We start from the raw sequence: 15,492 nt of genomic DNA on the forward strand, positions 1-15,492 counted from the left end.
GTCGGGCGCGTCCGTGTCAGCCGGTGGGACGGCCACCGGGTCGGCCGCGTCCGTGTCGGCCGGGAAGGCGGGCCACCGGGTCAGCCCAGCAGGGCGGCCACCGCGTCGGCGACCGGAACGTCCGCCGGCAACGCCCGCGCCGCCACCACCGCCGCGACCGGCAGCGGGCCGTACACGTGCGGGAAGAGCTGCCCGCCGCGCGACGGCTCCCACCGCAGCGCGTCGCCCAGTCGCTCCTCCTCGACGCTGAGCATTGTCAACCCGGTCGCCCCGGTGAAATACCGTCGCGCCGTCTCGACCACCTGCTCGGCGCCGGAGAGATGGATGAACCCGTCCTGCCGGTCCACCGCGGAGCCGGTGAAGGCGCCGGCGGCGAGGGCGTCGTCCCATTCGGCGCTCGACAGCAGTTTGTAGATCACCACAGCAGCGTACGGGGCGGTGGTCGGCGCGCCCGCCCGGTTTTCGCCGGTACCGCCGCGCCCGTCGCCTCCCGCCGGGCATGCTCAGGTCAAGGGCCGCGGAGGGATGGGCGATGCAGAGCTACGACGACGACTGGACCGACAGCCAGCGCGCGCTGTACGACGAGTGTTACCGGGCCGGCGGTGAGTGGGCCGAGGACCCGGACACCCCGTCCGAGGACGTGCAGTACGTGATCAACCTGGCGGAGGCGGACGACGACGCCTTCCAGGACGCCGAGATCGACTACCCGCCCCTGGTCGACGCGGTCACCCAGGCCGGCGGGGTCAGCGTCACCAGCGTGCCGGCCAGCCACGAGGATCCGGGTTTCCGCGGCTTCACCGACGGCGTCCGGGACGCCACCGCCGACGACACCTTCGGCCTTTAGGGCGGGTGGGCGGCCTCCCGGTCCGCGCGCACTTCTGCCACCATTCGCAGAACAGCGCTGCGAGGGACGGGGGCACGGGTGCGGATCCTGCTGGTGGAGGACGACCGCCGGGTGGCCGCCGCGCTGTCGTCCGCCCTCACCCGCCGGGGGTACGAGGTCGAGCACGCCGCGACCGTCGCCGCCGCGCTCTCCGCCGCACCCTGTGACCTGGTGCTGCTCGACCTGACCCTGCCCGACGGGGACGGCACGGACCTGTGCCGGGAGCTGCGCCGGCGCAGCAGCCAGCTCGGCATCATCGCGGTGACCGCCCGGGGTGAGGAACGTGACCGGGTGCTGGGTCTGCGCCTGGGCGCCGACGACTACGTGGTCAAGCCGTTCTCGATGGTGGAGTTGCAGGCCCGGATCGAGGCGGTGTTGCGCCGCGCCGCGAACGCCGCGCCCGAGCGGCACCTCATCGAGGCTGGCCCGGTCCGCATCGACGTGGCCGCGCGGACGGTGACCGTCGAGGGCCGTGCGGTCACGTTGACGCGCAAGGAGTTCGACGTGCTGCTCTCGCTGGCCCGCCAGCCCGGGGTGGCGGTGCCCCGCGATCGGATCCTGCTCGACGCCTGGGGCACCACCTGGGCCGACCGGCACACCGTCGAGGTGCATGTCGGGTCGCTGCGCGGCAAGCTCGGCGACGCCCGCCTGGTGGAGACCGTACGCGGCGTCGGCTACCGGCTGCGCGACTCGTGAGGAGCTGACGTGCGCCGTCGCCTGGTGATCAGCTATCTGCTGCTGATGGTCCTCGTCCTCATCGCGTTGGAGACACCACTGGCCGCCACCATGGCCAGCCGCGAGACCGAACGGGTCCGCGCCGACCGGCTCGCCGACGCGACCCGGTTCGCCTCGCTGGCCGGACCGGCGTTGCGTGATGGCGGGCCCGGCCCGATCGAGTCGGAGCTGACCAGCTACGACGACCTGTACGGAATCAGCGCCGCGATCGTCGACCGGGACCGGAACATCCCGGTCTCGTCGCCGGGTTGGCAGGCCAGCCCGGGGACCGCGACGGTGCTGGACGTCGCCCTGTCCGGGCAGCAGACCAGCGCCCCCGAGTCGGTCTGGCCCTGGACGACCGACCCCGTGGTGGTGGCCGTACCGATCAACGACGGCGGTGAGGTGCTCGGGGCGGTGGTGATAGTGACCCCTGCCGGCTCGATCCGCCGAGCCGTCGTCTCGTGGTGGCTGCTGCTCGCCCTGGCCGGTCTGCTCGCCGTGCTGGCCTGCGTGCTCACCGCGTTCGGGCTGGCCGGTTGGGTGCTGCGCCCGGTCACCGAACTGGACGCGGTCACCCATGAGATCGCCGAGGGCGACCGGGGCGCCCGGGTGCAGCACCGGCTGGGCCCGCCGGAGCTGCGCCGCCTGGCGGCCAGCTTCAACCACATGGCCGACGTGGTCTCCGACGTGATGGACCGGCAGCGTGCCTTCGTCGCCCACGCCAGCCACCAGCTGCGCAACCCGCTCACCGCGCTGCGGCTGCGGGTGGAGGAGTTGGGACCCAGTCTCACCGACCCCGACGGTCGGTCCGAGCACCGGCTGGCCCTGGAGGAGACCGACCGGCTCGCGCTGGTGCTCGACGCGTTGCTGACCCTCGCTCGGGCGGAACGGGAGGAGAACGAGCGCGTCACGGTGGACGCCGCCGCGGTGGCCGCCTCCCGGGTGGCCGCGTGGGCGCCGCTGGCCCGGCACCGGTCGGTCGCGTTGCGGCTGGCCACTACCGACGCCCCGGCGTACGCGCAGACCGTGCCGACCGCCGTCGACCAGGCGCTGGACGCCCTCATCGACAACGCGGTGAAGTTCAGCGGGGCGGGCGGGGCGGTGACGGTGACGGTGGCCCGTCGCGACGGCGGGGTGGCGCTGGAGGTCCGCGACTCGGGCCCCGGCATGACCGAGAGTCAGCTCGGCCAGGCGACCGAGCGGTTCTGGCGGGCCCCGGACGCGCAGAATGTGGACGGCGCGGGGCTGGGACTGACCATCGCCGCCGTGCTGGTGGACGCCTCGGACGGGCGGCTCACCATGCGCCCGGGGGAGTCGCGGGGGCTGATCGCGGCCCTGTGGTTCCCGACGCCGGCCCTTCCCGTGGAGTCGGCGGTGGAGGAACCGACCGCCGACCTGCGACCCTCCCCGGCGCGGTGAGGCTCGGCCGTCACGGTTTGGTGGCGCGGTACCAGGATGCGGCGCCGGGGTGCAGCGACAGCGGCGCGGTGACGATCGCCGAGCGGGGGCTCATCCGTCCCGCCGCCGGATGGGCGGCGGCCAGCTCGGCCCGGCGTTCCATCAGCAGCCGGGTCACCTCACGGACCAACGGCTCCGGCAGGTCGGCCCGGACGATCAGGTAGTTCGGGTCGGCCACGGTGGTCACCGCATCCACCCCGTACACCGAGCGGGGGATGTCGCGGGAGACGTAGACCTGGCCGTACCGTGAGCGCAGCGGCTCGGTCCACTCGCTGAGGTCAACGATCCGAATGGCGCTGGCCTCGGCCAACTCCTCGATGCCCCGGACCGGCAACCCGCCGGAGAAGAAGAACGCGTCGATCCGCCCGGAGCGCAGCGCCGCCACCGAATCGTCCAGTCCGAGCCGTTCCCGGCGCACCTCGTCACCACCGAGGCGGGCCACCTCCAGCAGCCGGGTCGCGGTGATCTCGGTGCCCGAGCCGGCCGCGCCGACGGAGACTCGCCGGCCGCGTAGGTCGGCGACGGTGCGGACCGGGCCGCCGCTCGTGGTGACCAGGTGCAGTTGGTCGTCGTACACCCGGGCGACCGCGTCGACAGCGGGGCTTCCCGCCGTGCTGGTGGGCAGCACATCGGCCTGGGTGAAGCCCAGCTCGGCCCCGCCGGAGCCGACGAGTTGGACGTTCTCCGCCGAGGCGGCGGTGATCACCACGCTGGCCCGTACGTCGGGGAGTTCCCGGTTGAGGATGGCTGCCAGGGACCGCCCGAACGCGTAGTAGACAGCGGTGGGGCTGCCGGTGGCGATCCGGATCGACGTCGGCTCGGTCGGGGCGTCCCGGCAGCTGGCGATGGCCAGGTTCGCGATCAGCAGCACCGTCGACAGGGCGGCCAGGCCGGCGCGGCGGGACGAGGTACGACTCACGCGGTGCACTGTGCGCCGTCGGGCGGGTGCGCGCAAGCCCGCGTCGGCGATGCGCCGGACGGTCGGGACCCGATCAGCAGGCCGCGCGACCTGCCGGCGCCACGCCCACGCCCCGTGCCGACGCCGGGGTCGTCCCGCGCTCCGTCGCCGTCCCGGGTTCCGCCATCGGGCCGCGCGCCGGCTCCAACGCCGCGCTGCGCAGGATCCGCTGCCGGTCCGGGCCGTCGGCCACGCTGACCAGGAAGCAACCGGTGCCGGGGCGGAGCCGGGCCGGTACGTCGAGCACGGCCGCTCCCCGGATCAGCACCGCGGCCAGTTCCCGGTCGGTGAGCCGGACACCGAGGATGTGCCGCCGGACGTGCCGCCCGGCGGCCAGCAACGCCGAGCGCCAGGCTGCCTCCGCCAGGCGGGTCACCAACCGCCTGCGGGCCGGTGAGGCGCCGGGCAGCGGCCCGCCGAGCAGCTCGCGTCGCCCCTGCCACCAGCCCGCGTCCAACATCCGGGTGTACGCGCCCTGGTGCTCCCGGGGCACCCACAGTCGGTGCAGCTCATAGCGGCGACGCAGGCCGCCGACGGCCACCTCGTGGGTGACCGGGATGTCCAGCCGGTTGAGCAGTTGCCGCATCCGCTGCGCGGCGTCCTCCCGGTTGAACTCCACCCCGGCGGTGTGCTCGGCCCGGACCGTGCTGGGCCGGGCGGCCGTCGGTGGTGGTGTGCAGCGCAGCAGGCAGGCAGCCTCGAACGCGTCGCCCAGGGTCAGCCAGCCCAACGGGGACGGGGTGGTCGGGGTGTGCGGCCGGTCGAGCAGGGCGGGTTCGTGGGTCAACGAAGGCTCCCTTGTCGGAGTCTGGGTTGCCCTACCCTGGCCCCTGCCACGCCGTTACGGAACTCCTCCGGCCCAGCCTTGAGCAAATCTTGCGGCTGCGGTGCCGCTAGAGGTCGGTGACCACCAGATCCACCTGCCGCATCCGCCCGGGAACGGCGGGCTCCTCCACCACTGTGTGCTTCAGCTCCCGCAGCGTGCCAATCAGCTCCGCGGCGGTGCGCGGCCGGGCGCCGGCGACGAGCAGGTCCCGGACCAGCCGCCCCTTGGTCGCCTTGTTGAAGTGGCTGACCACCGAGCGGACCGGCACGCCGTCGACCTCCCGCTCGTGCAGCACCCGCACGGTGACAGTGCGCTCGGCCAGCTCACCGCGCGGCGTCCAGGTGGCCGCGTACGCGCCGGAGCGCAGGTCCAGTACCGGGCCGCGCCCGGCGGCGCCGTCCACCGTCGGCGTCAGCTCCCTGCGCCAGTACGTCGACAGCGCCCCGACGTCGGGCAGGCGGGCGCCGATCGGGCAGCGGTACGGCGGAATCCGGTCGGCCAACCGGACCGCGCCCCACAGCCCGGAGCTGATCAGGATCGACCGGCGGGCCGCCCGCAGCGCCGTGGCCGGCAACGAGGCCAGGTCCAACGCCTCGTAGAGCACCCCGGTGTAGAGCCGCTCGGCCGGCGCGGTGGCCGCCTCCCGCAGCCGGGCGTTGCGCCGCAGTTCGCTCCGCTGGCCCTCGCTGAGGCCGAGCGCCGCCCGCGCGGCCTCCTCGTCCGGCCCGGCGCTCAGCGCCACCAGGGCGTCCAGCACCCGCTCGCGGGCCGGGTTCAGCTCGGGCAGCGAGAGCCGCTCCGGGGTCCAACGCCGTCCGGTGCCGGCGTCGGCCTTCCCCTCCGAGGGCGGCAACAGGATGAGCATGGGTCTCCTCGACGGGCGAAACGGCGGCGCCCCACGCGCCGGCCCGGCCAGCGTACGACCAGCCCCTACCGCCAGGGCCGCACCGGGGTGTCGGGGTGGTACACGCGATAGCCGCCGACCTCCCGCACCGGCGCGGCGTCGGCCCGGTCGGCGAGTAGCCTCCGCAACCGCCGGTCCATCGGCGAGTCGATCTCCACCACGTAGCCCGGCCGCTCGGCCCGCCCCACCTGCCGCCAGTACGGTCGGTAGCGGTTCTGCCCCGGTGACAGGTTCCCGTCGAGCACCCCGCAGACCACCGACTCGTCCGTGTTGAAGATCAACCGGTTGCAGGTCCAGTAGTCCCCGTACACCTCATGGGGTCCGCCGGCGCGCAGCGCGGCGGCCAGCTCCCGGGCCTGGCGTTCCTCGGTCCGCGACGCCGCGGTGCCGGTGGCCGCGAACAGCACGGTGATCACCAGGGTGGTCACTGTCAGCGCGGCCAGCACCGCGGCGGACAGCGCGCCGGTGAATCGCCCCAGCACGCTGCTGGTGCCCCGCCAGGCGGTCAACGCCGCCACCCAGAGCGGCCAGAGCACCGCCGGCAACGACAGTTGCAGCACCGACAGGTAGCGGGCGTTGTCCAGCGGGCTGGTCGCGGCGAGCGGACTGCGCACGTACGACAGCAGTGTCAACGCCGCGCCGACGACCAGCGCGAGCTGCACGACCGGCCCGACCCGAGCCCCACGTAGCCCGCCGGCCCCGCGTCCGACCCGCTCCGCACGCGGGGCCCCGGCGGCGCGCCGGTACGCGAGCACAGCGAGTGCCGCGGCGGCCAGCAGCAGCACCGGGTACAACACACCGAACCACTGCTGCCAGCGTCCGCAACCGTCCACCGGGCAGAGCCCGTGCGCCAACGGCACGCCCTCCAGCAAGCCGCCCCGGATCCGGTCGGACCACGGCGGCTGCGGGCCGACCTTGGTGCTGACCTGCCGGAACACCGACAGCGAGTCGTCACCGGGTCCGGCCCGCAGGTTGTCGATGATCATCGGGGCGACGCCGACGACCACCCCCGCCACCAGCAGCAGACCGGACCAGCCGAGCAGCTCCCGCCGTACCGCCCAGACCAGGGCCAACCCGGCGACAGCGAGGTACGGCAGGATCAGCCAGTCCGACCAGACGGCCAGCCCGACGAGCAGCCCGAACAGGCCGACCGCCAACCGACGGCGGTGGACCGTGCCGGCGGCCAGCCCCACGGTGATCAGCAGCATCAGCAGCACCGCCGGCTTCACCTCCGGCCGCCCGCCGACGACGGTGAGCTGGTCGCGCACCACCCGCTCCGGCCCGAGCGCGAGCAGACCCACCACGAAGGCGGCGAACCACGGGGTGCAGAGGCGGCGGGTCAACCGGTGGATCAGGTAGAGGAAGACCGCGTACAGCGCGAGCATCGGCAGGCGCAGCACCGGCCAGCTCGGCCCGGCCACCGCCACCAGGGGAGCGGCCAGGTATGACTCCAACATCCCCATGTAGTGCTGGCCGTAGAGGAAGACCGGGCGTTCCCTGCCCTGCCCGATGTGCAGCGCGGCGAGACCGAACGTCGCCTCGTCGCTGTTCGACACCGGCACCGTGAACAGCGTCAGGACCAGCCGGTAGACGACACCGGCGAGCCCGAACAGCAGCGCGGCGAGCGCCGGTCGATCGAGTCGCGGGCGCCATCGCCCACGGTGCTGCTCTGGATGCGACACGACCAACGCCCCCGTCGTCGTCCCGACCGGAGTGTTTCACGTTCGGTCGGGCCGCCGAGGCCGATCGGCGCAGCCCGGTGGGGCTGGGTCGGCCACACGGTGACCGGGCCGGATCGGCGCGGCCCGGGTTGGCTCGCGTGGCCGTGGCTGTCGACGTGTGGCAGGGTTGGCGCGTGCCACCCACTCCCGCCGGCCAACTGGCCGTTCCGAACCTGCACCGGGCCGCGCGGATCGAGGACGCCGTGCACCAGCTCGTCGAGCGCCGGCTGCGGCGCACCGGCTGGCGGGTCAACATCGTCGCGTACACCGGCTATGGCGCGCCGGGTTGGGTGCGGGTGATGTGTCGGGTGCTGCTGGGCCGTCCGGACACCCGTCAGCGGGGTCGGCTCGACAAGGTTCGCGGCTGGCGCAGCTTCACGACGTTGCCCAACAAGCACGTCACGGTGACCATCGAGGCCGGCGGGGTGCGACACGAGACGCGGGCCGACCGCAGCGGCTTCGTCGACACGCTGGTCGAGGCGGACCTGCCGCCCGGTTGGGGTACGGTCCGGCTCAGCGTCCCGGACGCCGAGCCGGTCGACGCCCCGGTGCGCATCCTCGACCCGGAGGTCAAGTTCGGCATCATCTCCGACATCGACGACACGGTGATGGTGACCGCGCTGCCCCGGCCGCTGCTCGCCGCATGGAACACGTTCGTGCTCGACGAGCACGCCCGCAACGCGGTGCCCGGCATGGCGGTGCTCTACGAGCGGCTGGTCACCGCGCACCCCGGCGCACCGGTCTTCTACCTCTCCACCGGCGCCTGGAACGTGGCCCCGACCCTGACCCGCTTCCTGTCCCGCCACCTCTACCCGGCCGGGCCGCTGCTGCTCACCGACTGGGGCCCGACCGCCGACCGCTGGTTCCGCAGCGGCATGGAACACAAGCGGTCCACCCTGGCCCGGCTGGCCAAGGAGTTCCCCGACGTGCGCTGGCTGCTCGTCGGCGACGACGGCCAGCACGACCAGGAGATCTACCGTGAGTTCGCCGCCGCCCACCCGGAGAACGTCGCCGGGGTGGCGATCCGCCGCCTCTCCCCGACCCAGTCCGTGCTGGCCGGCACCCTGCCCGCCCCCGCCGGCCGACCGTCGTCGGGGCCGGTGGGGCAGAAGTGGCTGTCCGCCCCGGACGGCGCCGGCCTCTGGCAACTGCTCCGCGACGCCGGCCTGGTCTGATCCTCTGACGCCGACGGCCCCAACGGCGCCTCGCGCCAGGACCGGCCCCGTGGGCGTCCCGTCCTGAACGGTCAGCGGCTGACTTCGCAGAGTGAAAGCTGTGAAGAATACTTGCGTGGCAGTCCTGTAGCACTGAACATACTTTCGTGCGTGTCGACTTTCATCGATCCCTTCCCGGGCTGGCGCTGGTAGCGGCGCTGACGCTCGGCGCGGCCCTCCCCACTGCCGCATCTCCCTCCCCAACCACGCCGCCGGGCACCGTGCCGGTGGCCGCCCAGGCAGCCTGCGTGACAGATCCGGCCACCCCGAAACGGCAGTTCCGGGGCATGTGGATCGCCAGCGTGGCCAACATCGACTGGCCCAGCCGCACCGGCCTCACCGCCGCCGCCCAACAGGCGGAGTACCGGGGTTGGCTCGACCTGGCCAAGCAGCGTCGGATGAACGCCGTCGTCGTGCAGGTCCGTCCCGCCGCCGACGCCTTCTGGCCGTCGACGTACGAGCCGTGGTCGCAGTGGCTCACCGGAACCCAGGGAGGCAATCCCGGCTACGACCCGATGGCCTTCATGGTGGCCGAGGCGCACGCCCGCGACCTGGAGTTCCACGCCTGGTTCAACCCGTACCGGGTCGCGACCCACACCGACCTGACCAAGCTGGCCGCCAGCCACCCGGCCCGCACGAACCCGGGCTGGGCGGTCGCCTACAACGGCCAGCTCTACTACAACCCCGGCATCCCCGCCGTCCGGGCCTTCGTGCAGACCGCGATGATGGACGCCGTCAGCCGCTACGACATCGACGCGGTGCACTGGGACGACTACTTCTACCCGTACCCGGGCAGCGGTGGGGGCTTCCCCGACCAGGCCACGTACGCCCAGTACGGCGCCGGCTTCAGCACCATCGCCGACTGGCGGCGCAACAACGTCAACCTGCTGGTGCAGGAGATGAGTGCCAAGATCCGGGCGGCGAAGCCGTGGGTGAAGCTCGGCGTGAGCCCGTTCGGCATCTGGCGCAACGCCGGCACCGACCCGCTCGGCTCGCGCACCACCGGCCTCCAGTCGTACGACGCGATCTACGCCGACACCCGACGGTGGGTGAAGCAGGGTTGGATCGACTACATCGCCCCGCAGATCTACTGGCAGATCGGCCACCCCGCGGCCGACTACGCGGAATTGGTCCGCTGGTGGTCGGAGACCGTCAACGGGACCACAGTGCAGTTGCTCGTCGGGCAGGCCACCTACCGCGCCGGGGCCTCCGGGCAGGATGCCGCCTGGCAGGACCCGGCCGAACTCACCGACCATCTGACCCTCAACCGCGCCTACCCCCGGATCCTCGGCGACATCCACTTCAGCGCCAAGGACGTACGCGCCGACCGCATCGGTGCCGTCTCCCGGCTGACGACCGACCACTACCGCCGGCCCGCCCTGGCACCGGCCGGGGTGGGCGGTGCCGCGCCCGCCGCGCCGAACCTCACCTCGGCGGTACGCGGCACCGGCGGCGTGACGCTGAACTGGCAGCGTGGCACCGCCGGCAGCACGGCCTCGTACGCCGTGTACCGACTGCCCGGCGACGGCTCGGTCGACCCCTGCGACCTGGCCGATGCCCGCAACCTGCTCGGCACGGCGCGTGCCGCAGGCAGCACCGGGACGTTCACCGACGCCACCGCCGCGGCCGGCTCGACCTACCGGTACCTGGTGACTGCCCTGGACCGGCTGCACCACGAGAGCCCGGCCAGCAACGCGCGGGTGGTCACCGGCACCGGCGGCACGTTCAGCGTGATCGTGGACAACACCACCACTGGTGGCTTCACCGCCGCCGCCACCTGGGGCACCTCGTCGTACCTCACCACGCGGTACGGCACGAACTACCGGTTCGCCGAGCCGCAGGCGGTCAGTGACCCGGCCTGGTTCAGCGCGACGCTGCCCGCCGCCGGCTCGTACCGGGTCGAGGTCTGGTACCCGGCCGATCCCGGCTACAACAGCGCCACGCCGCACCTGGTGGCCACCGCGAACGGGACCGTGACGGCCTCCGTCGACCAGCGCAGCGGCGGCGGCCAGTGGCGGGTGCTGGGCACCTACGACTTCGCCGCGGGGACGCGCCAGGTCGTCGGGGTCAGCCGCTGGACCAGCACGACCGGGTACGTCGTCGCCGACGCCGTCCGGATCACCCGGCTCTGAGCCCGCGCCGTTCCCCCGAGGCGTCTCGACGTCTCGGGGGAACGGTCCCGCTCACCCGTCAGTCGCGGCGGAGCCAGACGGCACCCAGCGGGGGAACCTGGAGGGCGGCCGAGGCGACCATCCCGTGCCACGGCACGTCCTCGGCCCGTACCTCACCCAGGTTGCCCACCCCGGAGCCGCCGTAGTGGTGCGCGTCGGTGTTGAGCACCTCGGTCCACGTCCCGCCGGCCGGCAGGCCGACCCGGTAGTCGTGCAGCGGCTGGGCGGAGAAGTTCGCCACGCACACCAGCGTCGAGCCGTCCGGGGCGATCCGGACGAACGACACGGTGTTGTTGGCGACGTCGTCGCCGGCGATCCAGCGGAAGCCCGCCGGCTCGGTGTCCTGTGCCCAGAGCGCAGGAGTCTCCCGGTACACCCGGTTGAGGTCACCGACGAGTCGTTGCACACCGGCGCGGGCTGGGTCGTGGAGCAGGTACCAGTCGAGGCCGCGCTCCTCGCTCCACTCCCGGTCGTCGGCCATCTCGGAGCCCATGAAGAGCAGTTGCTTGCCGGGGTGCGCCCACATGTACGCCAGCAGCGCGCGCACGTTCGCCAGCCGCTGCCAGGTGTCGCCGGGCATCTTGCCGGCCAGTGAGCCCTTGCCGTGCACCACCTCGTCGTGGCTGATCGGCAGCACGTAGTTCTCGCTCCAGGCGTACGCCAGGGAGAAGGTGAGCTGGTGGTGGTGGTGCTGGCGGTAGATCGGGTCCTTCGAGGTGTAGAGCAGGGTGTCGTGCATCCAGCCCATGTTCCACTTGAACCCGAAGCCCAGCCCGCCCTCGGCGGTGGGGCGGGTGACCCCCGGCCAGGCGGTGGACTCTTCGGCGATCATGACGACGCCGGCGTGGTGCTTGTAGACCGTCGCGTTCACCTCCTGCATGAACGCGATGGCCTCCAGGTTCTCCCGGCCGCCGTACTTGTTGGGGGCCCACTCGCCGTGGTTACGGGAGTAGTCCAGGTAGAGCATGGAGGCGACCGCGTCGACCCGCAGCCCGTCGACGTGGAACTGGTCGCACCAGTAGAGCGCGTTGGCGACGAGGAAGTTGCGGACCTCATTGCGGCCGAAGTCGAAGACGTACGTGCCCCAGTCGGGGTGCTCGCCGCGCCGCGGGTCGGGGTGCTCGTAGAGCGGGGTGCCGTCGAACCGCGCGAGGGCCCACTCGTCCTTCGGGAAGTGCGCGGGCACCCAGTCCAGGAGTACGCCGATGCCGGCCTCGTGCAGCCGGTCCACCAGGTACCGGAACTCGTCCGGGTCACCGAACCGGGAGGTCGGCGCGTAGTAGCCGGTCACCTGGTAGCCCCAGGAGCCGCCGAACGGGTGCTCCATCACGGGCAGGAACTCCACGTGCGTGAAGCCCAGCTCGGTGACGTACGCGGTGAGCTGCTCGGCCAACTCGCGGTAGCCCAGGCCGGGCCGCCACGAGCCGAGGTGCACCTCGTAGACGCTCATCGGTTCCTGGTGCGGCTGCCGCTCGGCCCGCCGGGCCAGCCAGTCCGCGTCGTTCCACCGGTACGTCGAGTGGTGCACCACCGAGGCGGTGGCCGGCGGCACCTCGGCGTACGCCGCGAGCGGGTCGGCCTTGTCCCGCCACTGCCCGTCGGCGCCCAACACCCGGTACTTGTAGCGGGCGCCGACCCGGGCGTTGGGGACGAACAGCTCCCACACCCCGCTGGACCCGAGCGACCGCATCGGCCAGCCGTCGTCGGGGCCCCAGCCGGTGAAGTCGCCGATCACCCGCACCCCATGGGCGTTGGGTGCCCAGACGCTGAACGCCACGCCCTCGTCGAAGACCCGGGCGCCGAGCGCCTCCCACAGTCGCTCGTGCCGGCCCTCGCGGATCAGGTGCAGGTCCAGCTCACCGAGGGTCGGCGGGTAGCGGTACGGGTCGTCGTGGGCGGTCCCGTCGACCTCCACCCGGTAGTCGAGCACCGTGCCGTCGACCTGTGCCTCGAAGACGCCCACGTCGTGCACCCGCTTCATCGGGTGCCGCTCGTCGCCGACGAGCAGCGCGACGTCGCCAGCGCCTCGGCGCATCGTGCGGATCGTCGTCGAGCCGTCGGCGGGGTGCGCGCCGAGCAGCGCGTGCGGGTCGTGCGTCGCGCCGGAGATCAGCTGGTCCATCGGTCGTCCTTCGGGGCGGCGTCGGTCGGTGCGGAGGCGGGCGGGCGGGGCTTCGCCGAGCGGGCAGCGGACGAGCGGGTCGCAGCCGAGCGGGGGTCGGACGGGCGAGGGGCGGACGGGCGGGCCGTTGTCGGGCTCGCGCTGTCCGTCGGCGCCGGGGTCGTCGGCGCGGTGCCGCCGGACAGCTCCGCCGGGACGTCGGCGACGGCGAGTTTCGCCGGTTCGACGCCGGCGGGATCCGGCGCGGCGGGTGCGACCGGGCGGCGCACTGTCAGCACGTGCGCGGGTTGCAGGTACGGGTCGAGGCGCACCGCGTTGCGCTGACCCCAGTCGTAACTCGTGCCGGTCACCTCGTCGTACACGGTGAACCGCTCATGCCAGTCGAAACCGAGCGCCGGCATGTCGAGCGTCGTGTTGCCCCACTGCACGGCGCGCGGGTCGAACGAGCAGATCACGATGACCGTGTTGCCGGTCTCCGGGTCGTGCTTCGACCAGCAGAGCAGCGCCGGGTTGTCGATCTCGTGGAAGCGCAGGTTGCGGAGCTGGTGCAGGGCCGGGTTGTCCCGGCGTACCCGGTTGAGGGTGGTCAGGAACGGTGCCAGCGAACGGCCCTGCGCCTCCGCTGCGGCCCAGTCCCGGGGTCGCAGCTCGTACTTCTCGTTGTCCAGGTACTCCTCGGCGCCCGGCCGGGCCACGTGCTCGAACAGCTCGTAGCCCGCGTACAGGCCCCAGGAGGGGGAGAGCAGCGCGGCCAGCACCGCCCGGATCTTGAACATCGGCGGGCCGCCGTGCTGCAACGACTCGTGCAGGATGTCCGGGGTGTTCGGCCAGAAGTTCGGCCGCATGTAGTCGGCCGCCTCGATCAACTCCTCGCAGTACGCCCGCATCTCGGCGGCCGTCGTGCGCCAGGTGAAATAGGTGTACGACTGAGTGAAGCCGACCTTGCCGAGGCCGTGCATGATCGCCGGCCGGGTGAACGCCTCGGCCAGGAACAGCACGTCCTCATCGACCGCCTTGACCTCGGCGATCAGCCAGTGCCAGAAGTCGAACGGCTTGGTGTGCGGGTTGTCCACCCGGAAGATCCGGATGCCCTCGCCGACCCAGTGCAGCACCACCCGCAGCACCTCGGCTCGGATGCCCTCCGGGTCGTTGTCGAAGTTGACCGGGTAGATGTCCTGGTACTTCTTCGGCGGGTTCTCCGCGTACGCGATGCTGCCGTCCGCGCGGGTGGTGAACCACTCCGGGTGTTCGGTGACCCACGGGTGGTCCGGCGCGCACTGCAACGCCAGGTCCATCGCCACTTCCAGGCCCTGTGCCGCCGCCGCCTGGATGAAGGCCCGGAAGTCCGCCGGCGTACCCAGGTCGGGGTGGATCGTGTCGTGGCCGCCCTCGGCGGCGCCGATCGCCCACGGTGAGCCCACGTCGGTCGGCCCGGCGGTGAGCGCGTTGTTCGGGCCCTTGCGGTTGACCCGGCCGATCGGGTGGATCGGCGGCAGGTAGAGCACGTCGAAGCCCATCGCGGCTACCCCTGGCAGCCGCTCGGTGGCGGTCGCGAAGGTGCCGGACCGCCCGCCCACCGCTCCTTCGGAGCGGGGGAAGAACTCGTACCAGGCCGAGTAGAGCGCCCGCTTGCGGTCAACCCAGATCGAGTACGTGTCACCGGCGGTGACCAGCTCCCGCACCGGGTGCTCCCAGAGCAGGTCGGCCAGGGCCAGCGCCGGGCCGACCCGCTGGGCCAGCGGCAGGTCGGTGTCGACCAGCGCGGTGAGCGCATCGGCGACCCGGGGCCGGTCGGCGGCCGGCACGAGGCCCCGGGCGGCGGCGAGGACCCGAGCGCCCTCGGCCAGGTCGTTGGCCAGGTCCTCCGGCCCCTGCCCGGCGGCGATCTTCTTGGTCACCGCGTTCTGCCAGGTCAGGTACGGGTCCTGGAACGCCTCGACGGAGAAGGTCCACGAGCCGACGGCGTCCGGTGCGATGGTGGCGTGCCAGCGGTCCTGGCCGGGCTCGCCGGGGCGCATCCGGGTGAACGGCCGGCTCGCGCCGTCCGGCCCAGCCCACACCACGTTGCAGCCCAGCGCGTCGTGCCCCTCCCGGTAGGCGCGCGCCGACACCGGAACCGGCTCGTCGACCACCGCCTTGGCCGGGTATCGCCCGCACGAGACGACGGGGGAGACGTCTTCGATCGGGAACCGTCCAGTCACCCCGCCAACCTACTGCGCGAGATCCGTTCGCGCGCGGCCAAGCCGTCGTCGCCGAGTAAGGAGCCGACAAGTGCGTCCAGTCCCGCGTGCCACCGAGCTTCGGGCCAGTCGCGCAGGTGTTCGACCAGGTCGCTGCGGACGGCGGCGAGCAGGGCGTGGGCCAGGTAGTCCGCCGACTGCGGGCCGCGTGCCTCCGCGACGAGGACGGCGAGCAGGGCGTGCCAGTGGTCGTACGCCTCATTGCGGTACGGACTGCCGCCCCCGGCGCTCTCCAGCGCCAGCGTGAGCACCCGGTTGTCGAGCTTGAAGCGCAGCAT

The 15,492-nt window shown here is 72.9% G+C and carries 12 protein-coding genes and 1 pseudogene; 5 read left to right on the plus strand and 8 right to left on the minus strand.

Translation table 11 applies throughout. The features are described 5' to 3' along the window. Positions 1–80: 80 nt before the first annotated feature. On the minus strand, positions 81–419 hold the full coding sequence (locus tag AB0B48_RS13425) for a DUF952 domain-containing protein (RefSeq protein ID WP_357200336.1): 339 nt from the start codon (positions 417–419) through the stop codon (positions 81–83). Positions 420–532: 113 nt separating this feature from the next. Here AB0B48_RS13425 and AB0B48_RS13430 point away from each other — a divergent pair, with 113 nt between their 5' ends. From AB0B48_RS13430 to AB0B48_RS13440, 3 genes are all read left to right on the plus strand, one after another. Continuing rightward, the gene (locus tag AB0B48_RS13430; protein ID WP_355007115.1) at positions 533–844 is read left to right on the plus strand and encodes a hypothetical protein; all 312 of its coding nucleotides are present in this window, start codon (positions 533–535) and stop codon (positions 842–844) included. Positions 845–922: 78 nt separating this feature from the next. Next, positions 923–1,579 carry a response regulator transcription factor gene (locus AB0B48_RS13435; RefSeq protein ID WP_357200340.1) on the plus strand — a complete coding sequence of 219 codons (657 nt, stop codon included), beginning with the start codon at positions 923–925 and terminating at the stop codon, positions 1,577–1,579. 9 nt (positions 1,580–1,588) lie between these two features. Further along, entirely contained in the window at positions 1,589–3,019 is a 1,431-nt protein-coding gene (locus tag AB0B48_RS13440) for a HAMP domain-containing sensor histidine kinase (RefSeq protein WP_357200343.1), read from the plus strand. 10 nt (positions 3,020–3,029) lie between these two features. Here the strand turns inward: AB0B48_RS13440 and AB0B48_RS13445 are convergent, their stop codons facing one another. From AB0B48_RS13445 to AB0B48_RS13460, 4 genes and pseudogenes are all read right to left on the minus strand, one after another. Next, positions 3,030–3,986: a TAXI family TRAP transporter solute-binding subunit gene (locus tag AB0B48_RS13445; protein ID WP_357200346.1), complete on the minus strand. Its 957-nt coding sequence runs from the start codon at positions 3,984–3,986 to the stop codon at positions 3,030–3,032. 187 nt (positions 3,987–4,173) lie between these two features. Continuing rightward, positions 4,174–4,803 (minus strand): annotated as a pseudogene (locus tag AB0B48_RS13450) (hypothetical protein); the annotation flags it as partial. A 106-nt stretch (positions 4,804–4,909) separates the two neighbouring features. Continuing rightward, positions 4,910–5,707, minus strand: a complete 798-nt coding sequence (yaaA, locus tag AB0B48_RS13455) for a peroxide stress protein YaaA (protein WP_357200349.1) — start codon at positions 5,705–5,707, stop codon at positions 4,910–4,912. A gap of 65 nt (positions 5,708–5,772) precedes the next feature. Then, the gene (locus AB0B48_RS13460) at positions 5,773–7,428 is read right to left on the minus strand and encodes a hypothetical protein (protein ID WP_357200352.1); all 1,656 of its coding nucleotides are present in this window, start codon (positions 7,426–7,428) and stop codon (positions 5,773–5,775) included. Between the two features lie 173 nt (positions 7,429–7,601). Here AB0B48_RS13460 and AB0B48_RS13465 point away from each other — a divergent pair, with 173 nt between their 5' ends. Together AB0B48_RS13465 and AB0B48_RS13470 are read left to right on the plus strand one after the other, a co-directional pair. Next, positions 7,602–8,642: a phosphatase domain-containing protein gene (locus AB0B48_RS13465; RefSeq protein WP_357200355.1), complete on the plus strand. Its 1,041-nt coding sequence runs from the start codon at positions 7,602–7,604 to the stop codon at positions 8,640–8,642. Positions 8,643–8,788: 146 nt separating this feature from the next. Beyond that, positions 8,789–10,813 (plus strand): family 10 glycosylhydrolase, encoded by a 2,025-nt coding sequence (locus AB0B48_RS13470; RefSeq protein WP_357200358.1) that lies wholly within the window; start codon positions 8,789–8,791, stop codon positions 10,811–10,813. 58 nt (positions 10,814–10,871) lie between these two features. On the opposite strand, the gene glgB is transcribed toward AB0B48_RS13470, so the two are convergent. From glgB to AB0B48_RS13485, 3 genes are read right to left on the minus strand one after another with little or no spacing between them, the layout of a single operon-like run. After that, the gene (glgB, locus tag AB0B48_RS13475; RefSeq protein ID WP_357200361.1) at positions 10,872–12,974 is read right to left on the minus strand and encodes a 1,4-alpha-glucan branching protein GlgB; all 2,103 of its coding nucleotides are present in this window, start codon (positions 12,972–12,974) and stop codon (positions 10,872–10,874) included. After that, complete coding sequence (locus AB0B48_RS13480) at positions 12,962–15,175, minus strand: maltotransferase domain-containing protein (protein ID WP_357200364.1); 2,214 nt, start codon at positions 15,173–15,175, stop codon at positions 12,962–12,964. Before AB0B48_RS13480 ends, glgB begins: the two co-directional genes overlap by 13 nt. Then, the gene (locus AB0B48_RS13485; protein ID WP_357200367.1) at positions 15,172–15,492 is read right to left on the minus strand and encodes a hypothetical protein; all 321 of its coding nucleotides are present in this window, start codon (positions 15,490–15,492) and stop codon (positions 15,172–15,174) included. Before AB0B48_RS13485 ends, AB0B48_RS13480 begins: the two co-directional genes overlap by 4 nt.

The sequence above is a fragment of the Micromonospora sp. NPDC049089 genome (genome assembly GCF_040648775.1).
Lineage (GTDB): Bacteria > Actinomycetota > Actinomycetes > Mycobacteriales > Micromonosporaceae > Micromonospora.

Bases quoted from the DNA above. Each gene is read 5' to 3' on its own strand.
- AB0B48_RS13430 (WP_355007115.1), top strand. From the start codon at position 533: ATGCAGAGCTACGACGACGACTGGACCGACAGCCAGCGCGCGCTGTAC.
- yaaA (WP_357200349.1), bottom strand. From the start codon at position 5,707: ATGCTCATCCTGTTGCCGCCCTCGGAGGGGAAGGCCGACGCCGGCACC.
- glgB (WP_357200361.1), bottom strand. From the start codon at position 12,974: ATGGACCAGCTGATCTCCGGCGCGACGCACGACCCGCACGCGCTGCTC.
- AB0B48_RS13485 (WP_357200367.1), bottom strand. From the start codon at position 15,492: ATGCTGCGCTTCAAGCTCGACAACCGGGTGCTCACGCTGGCGCTGGAG.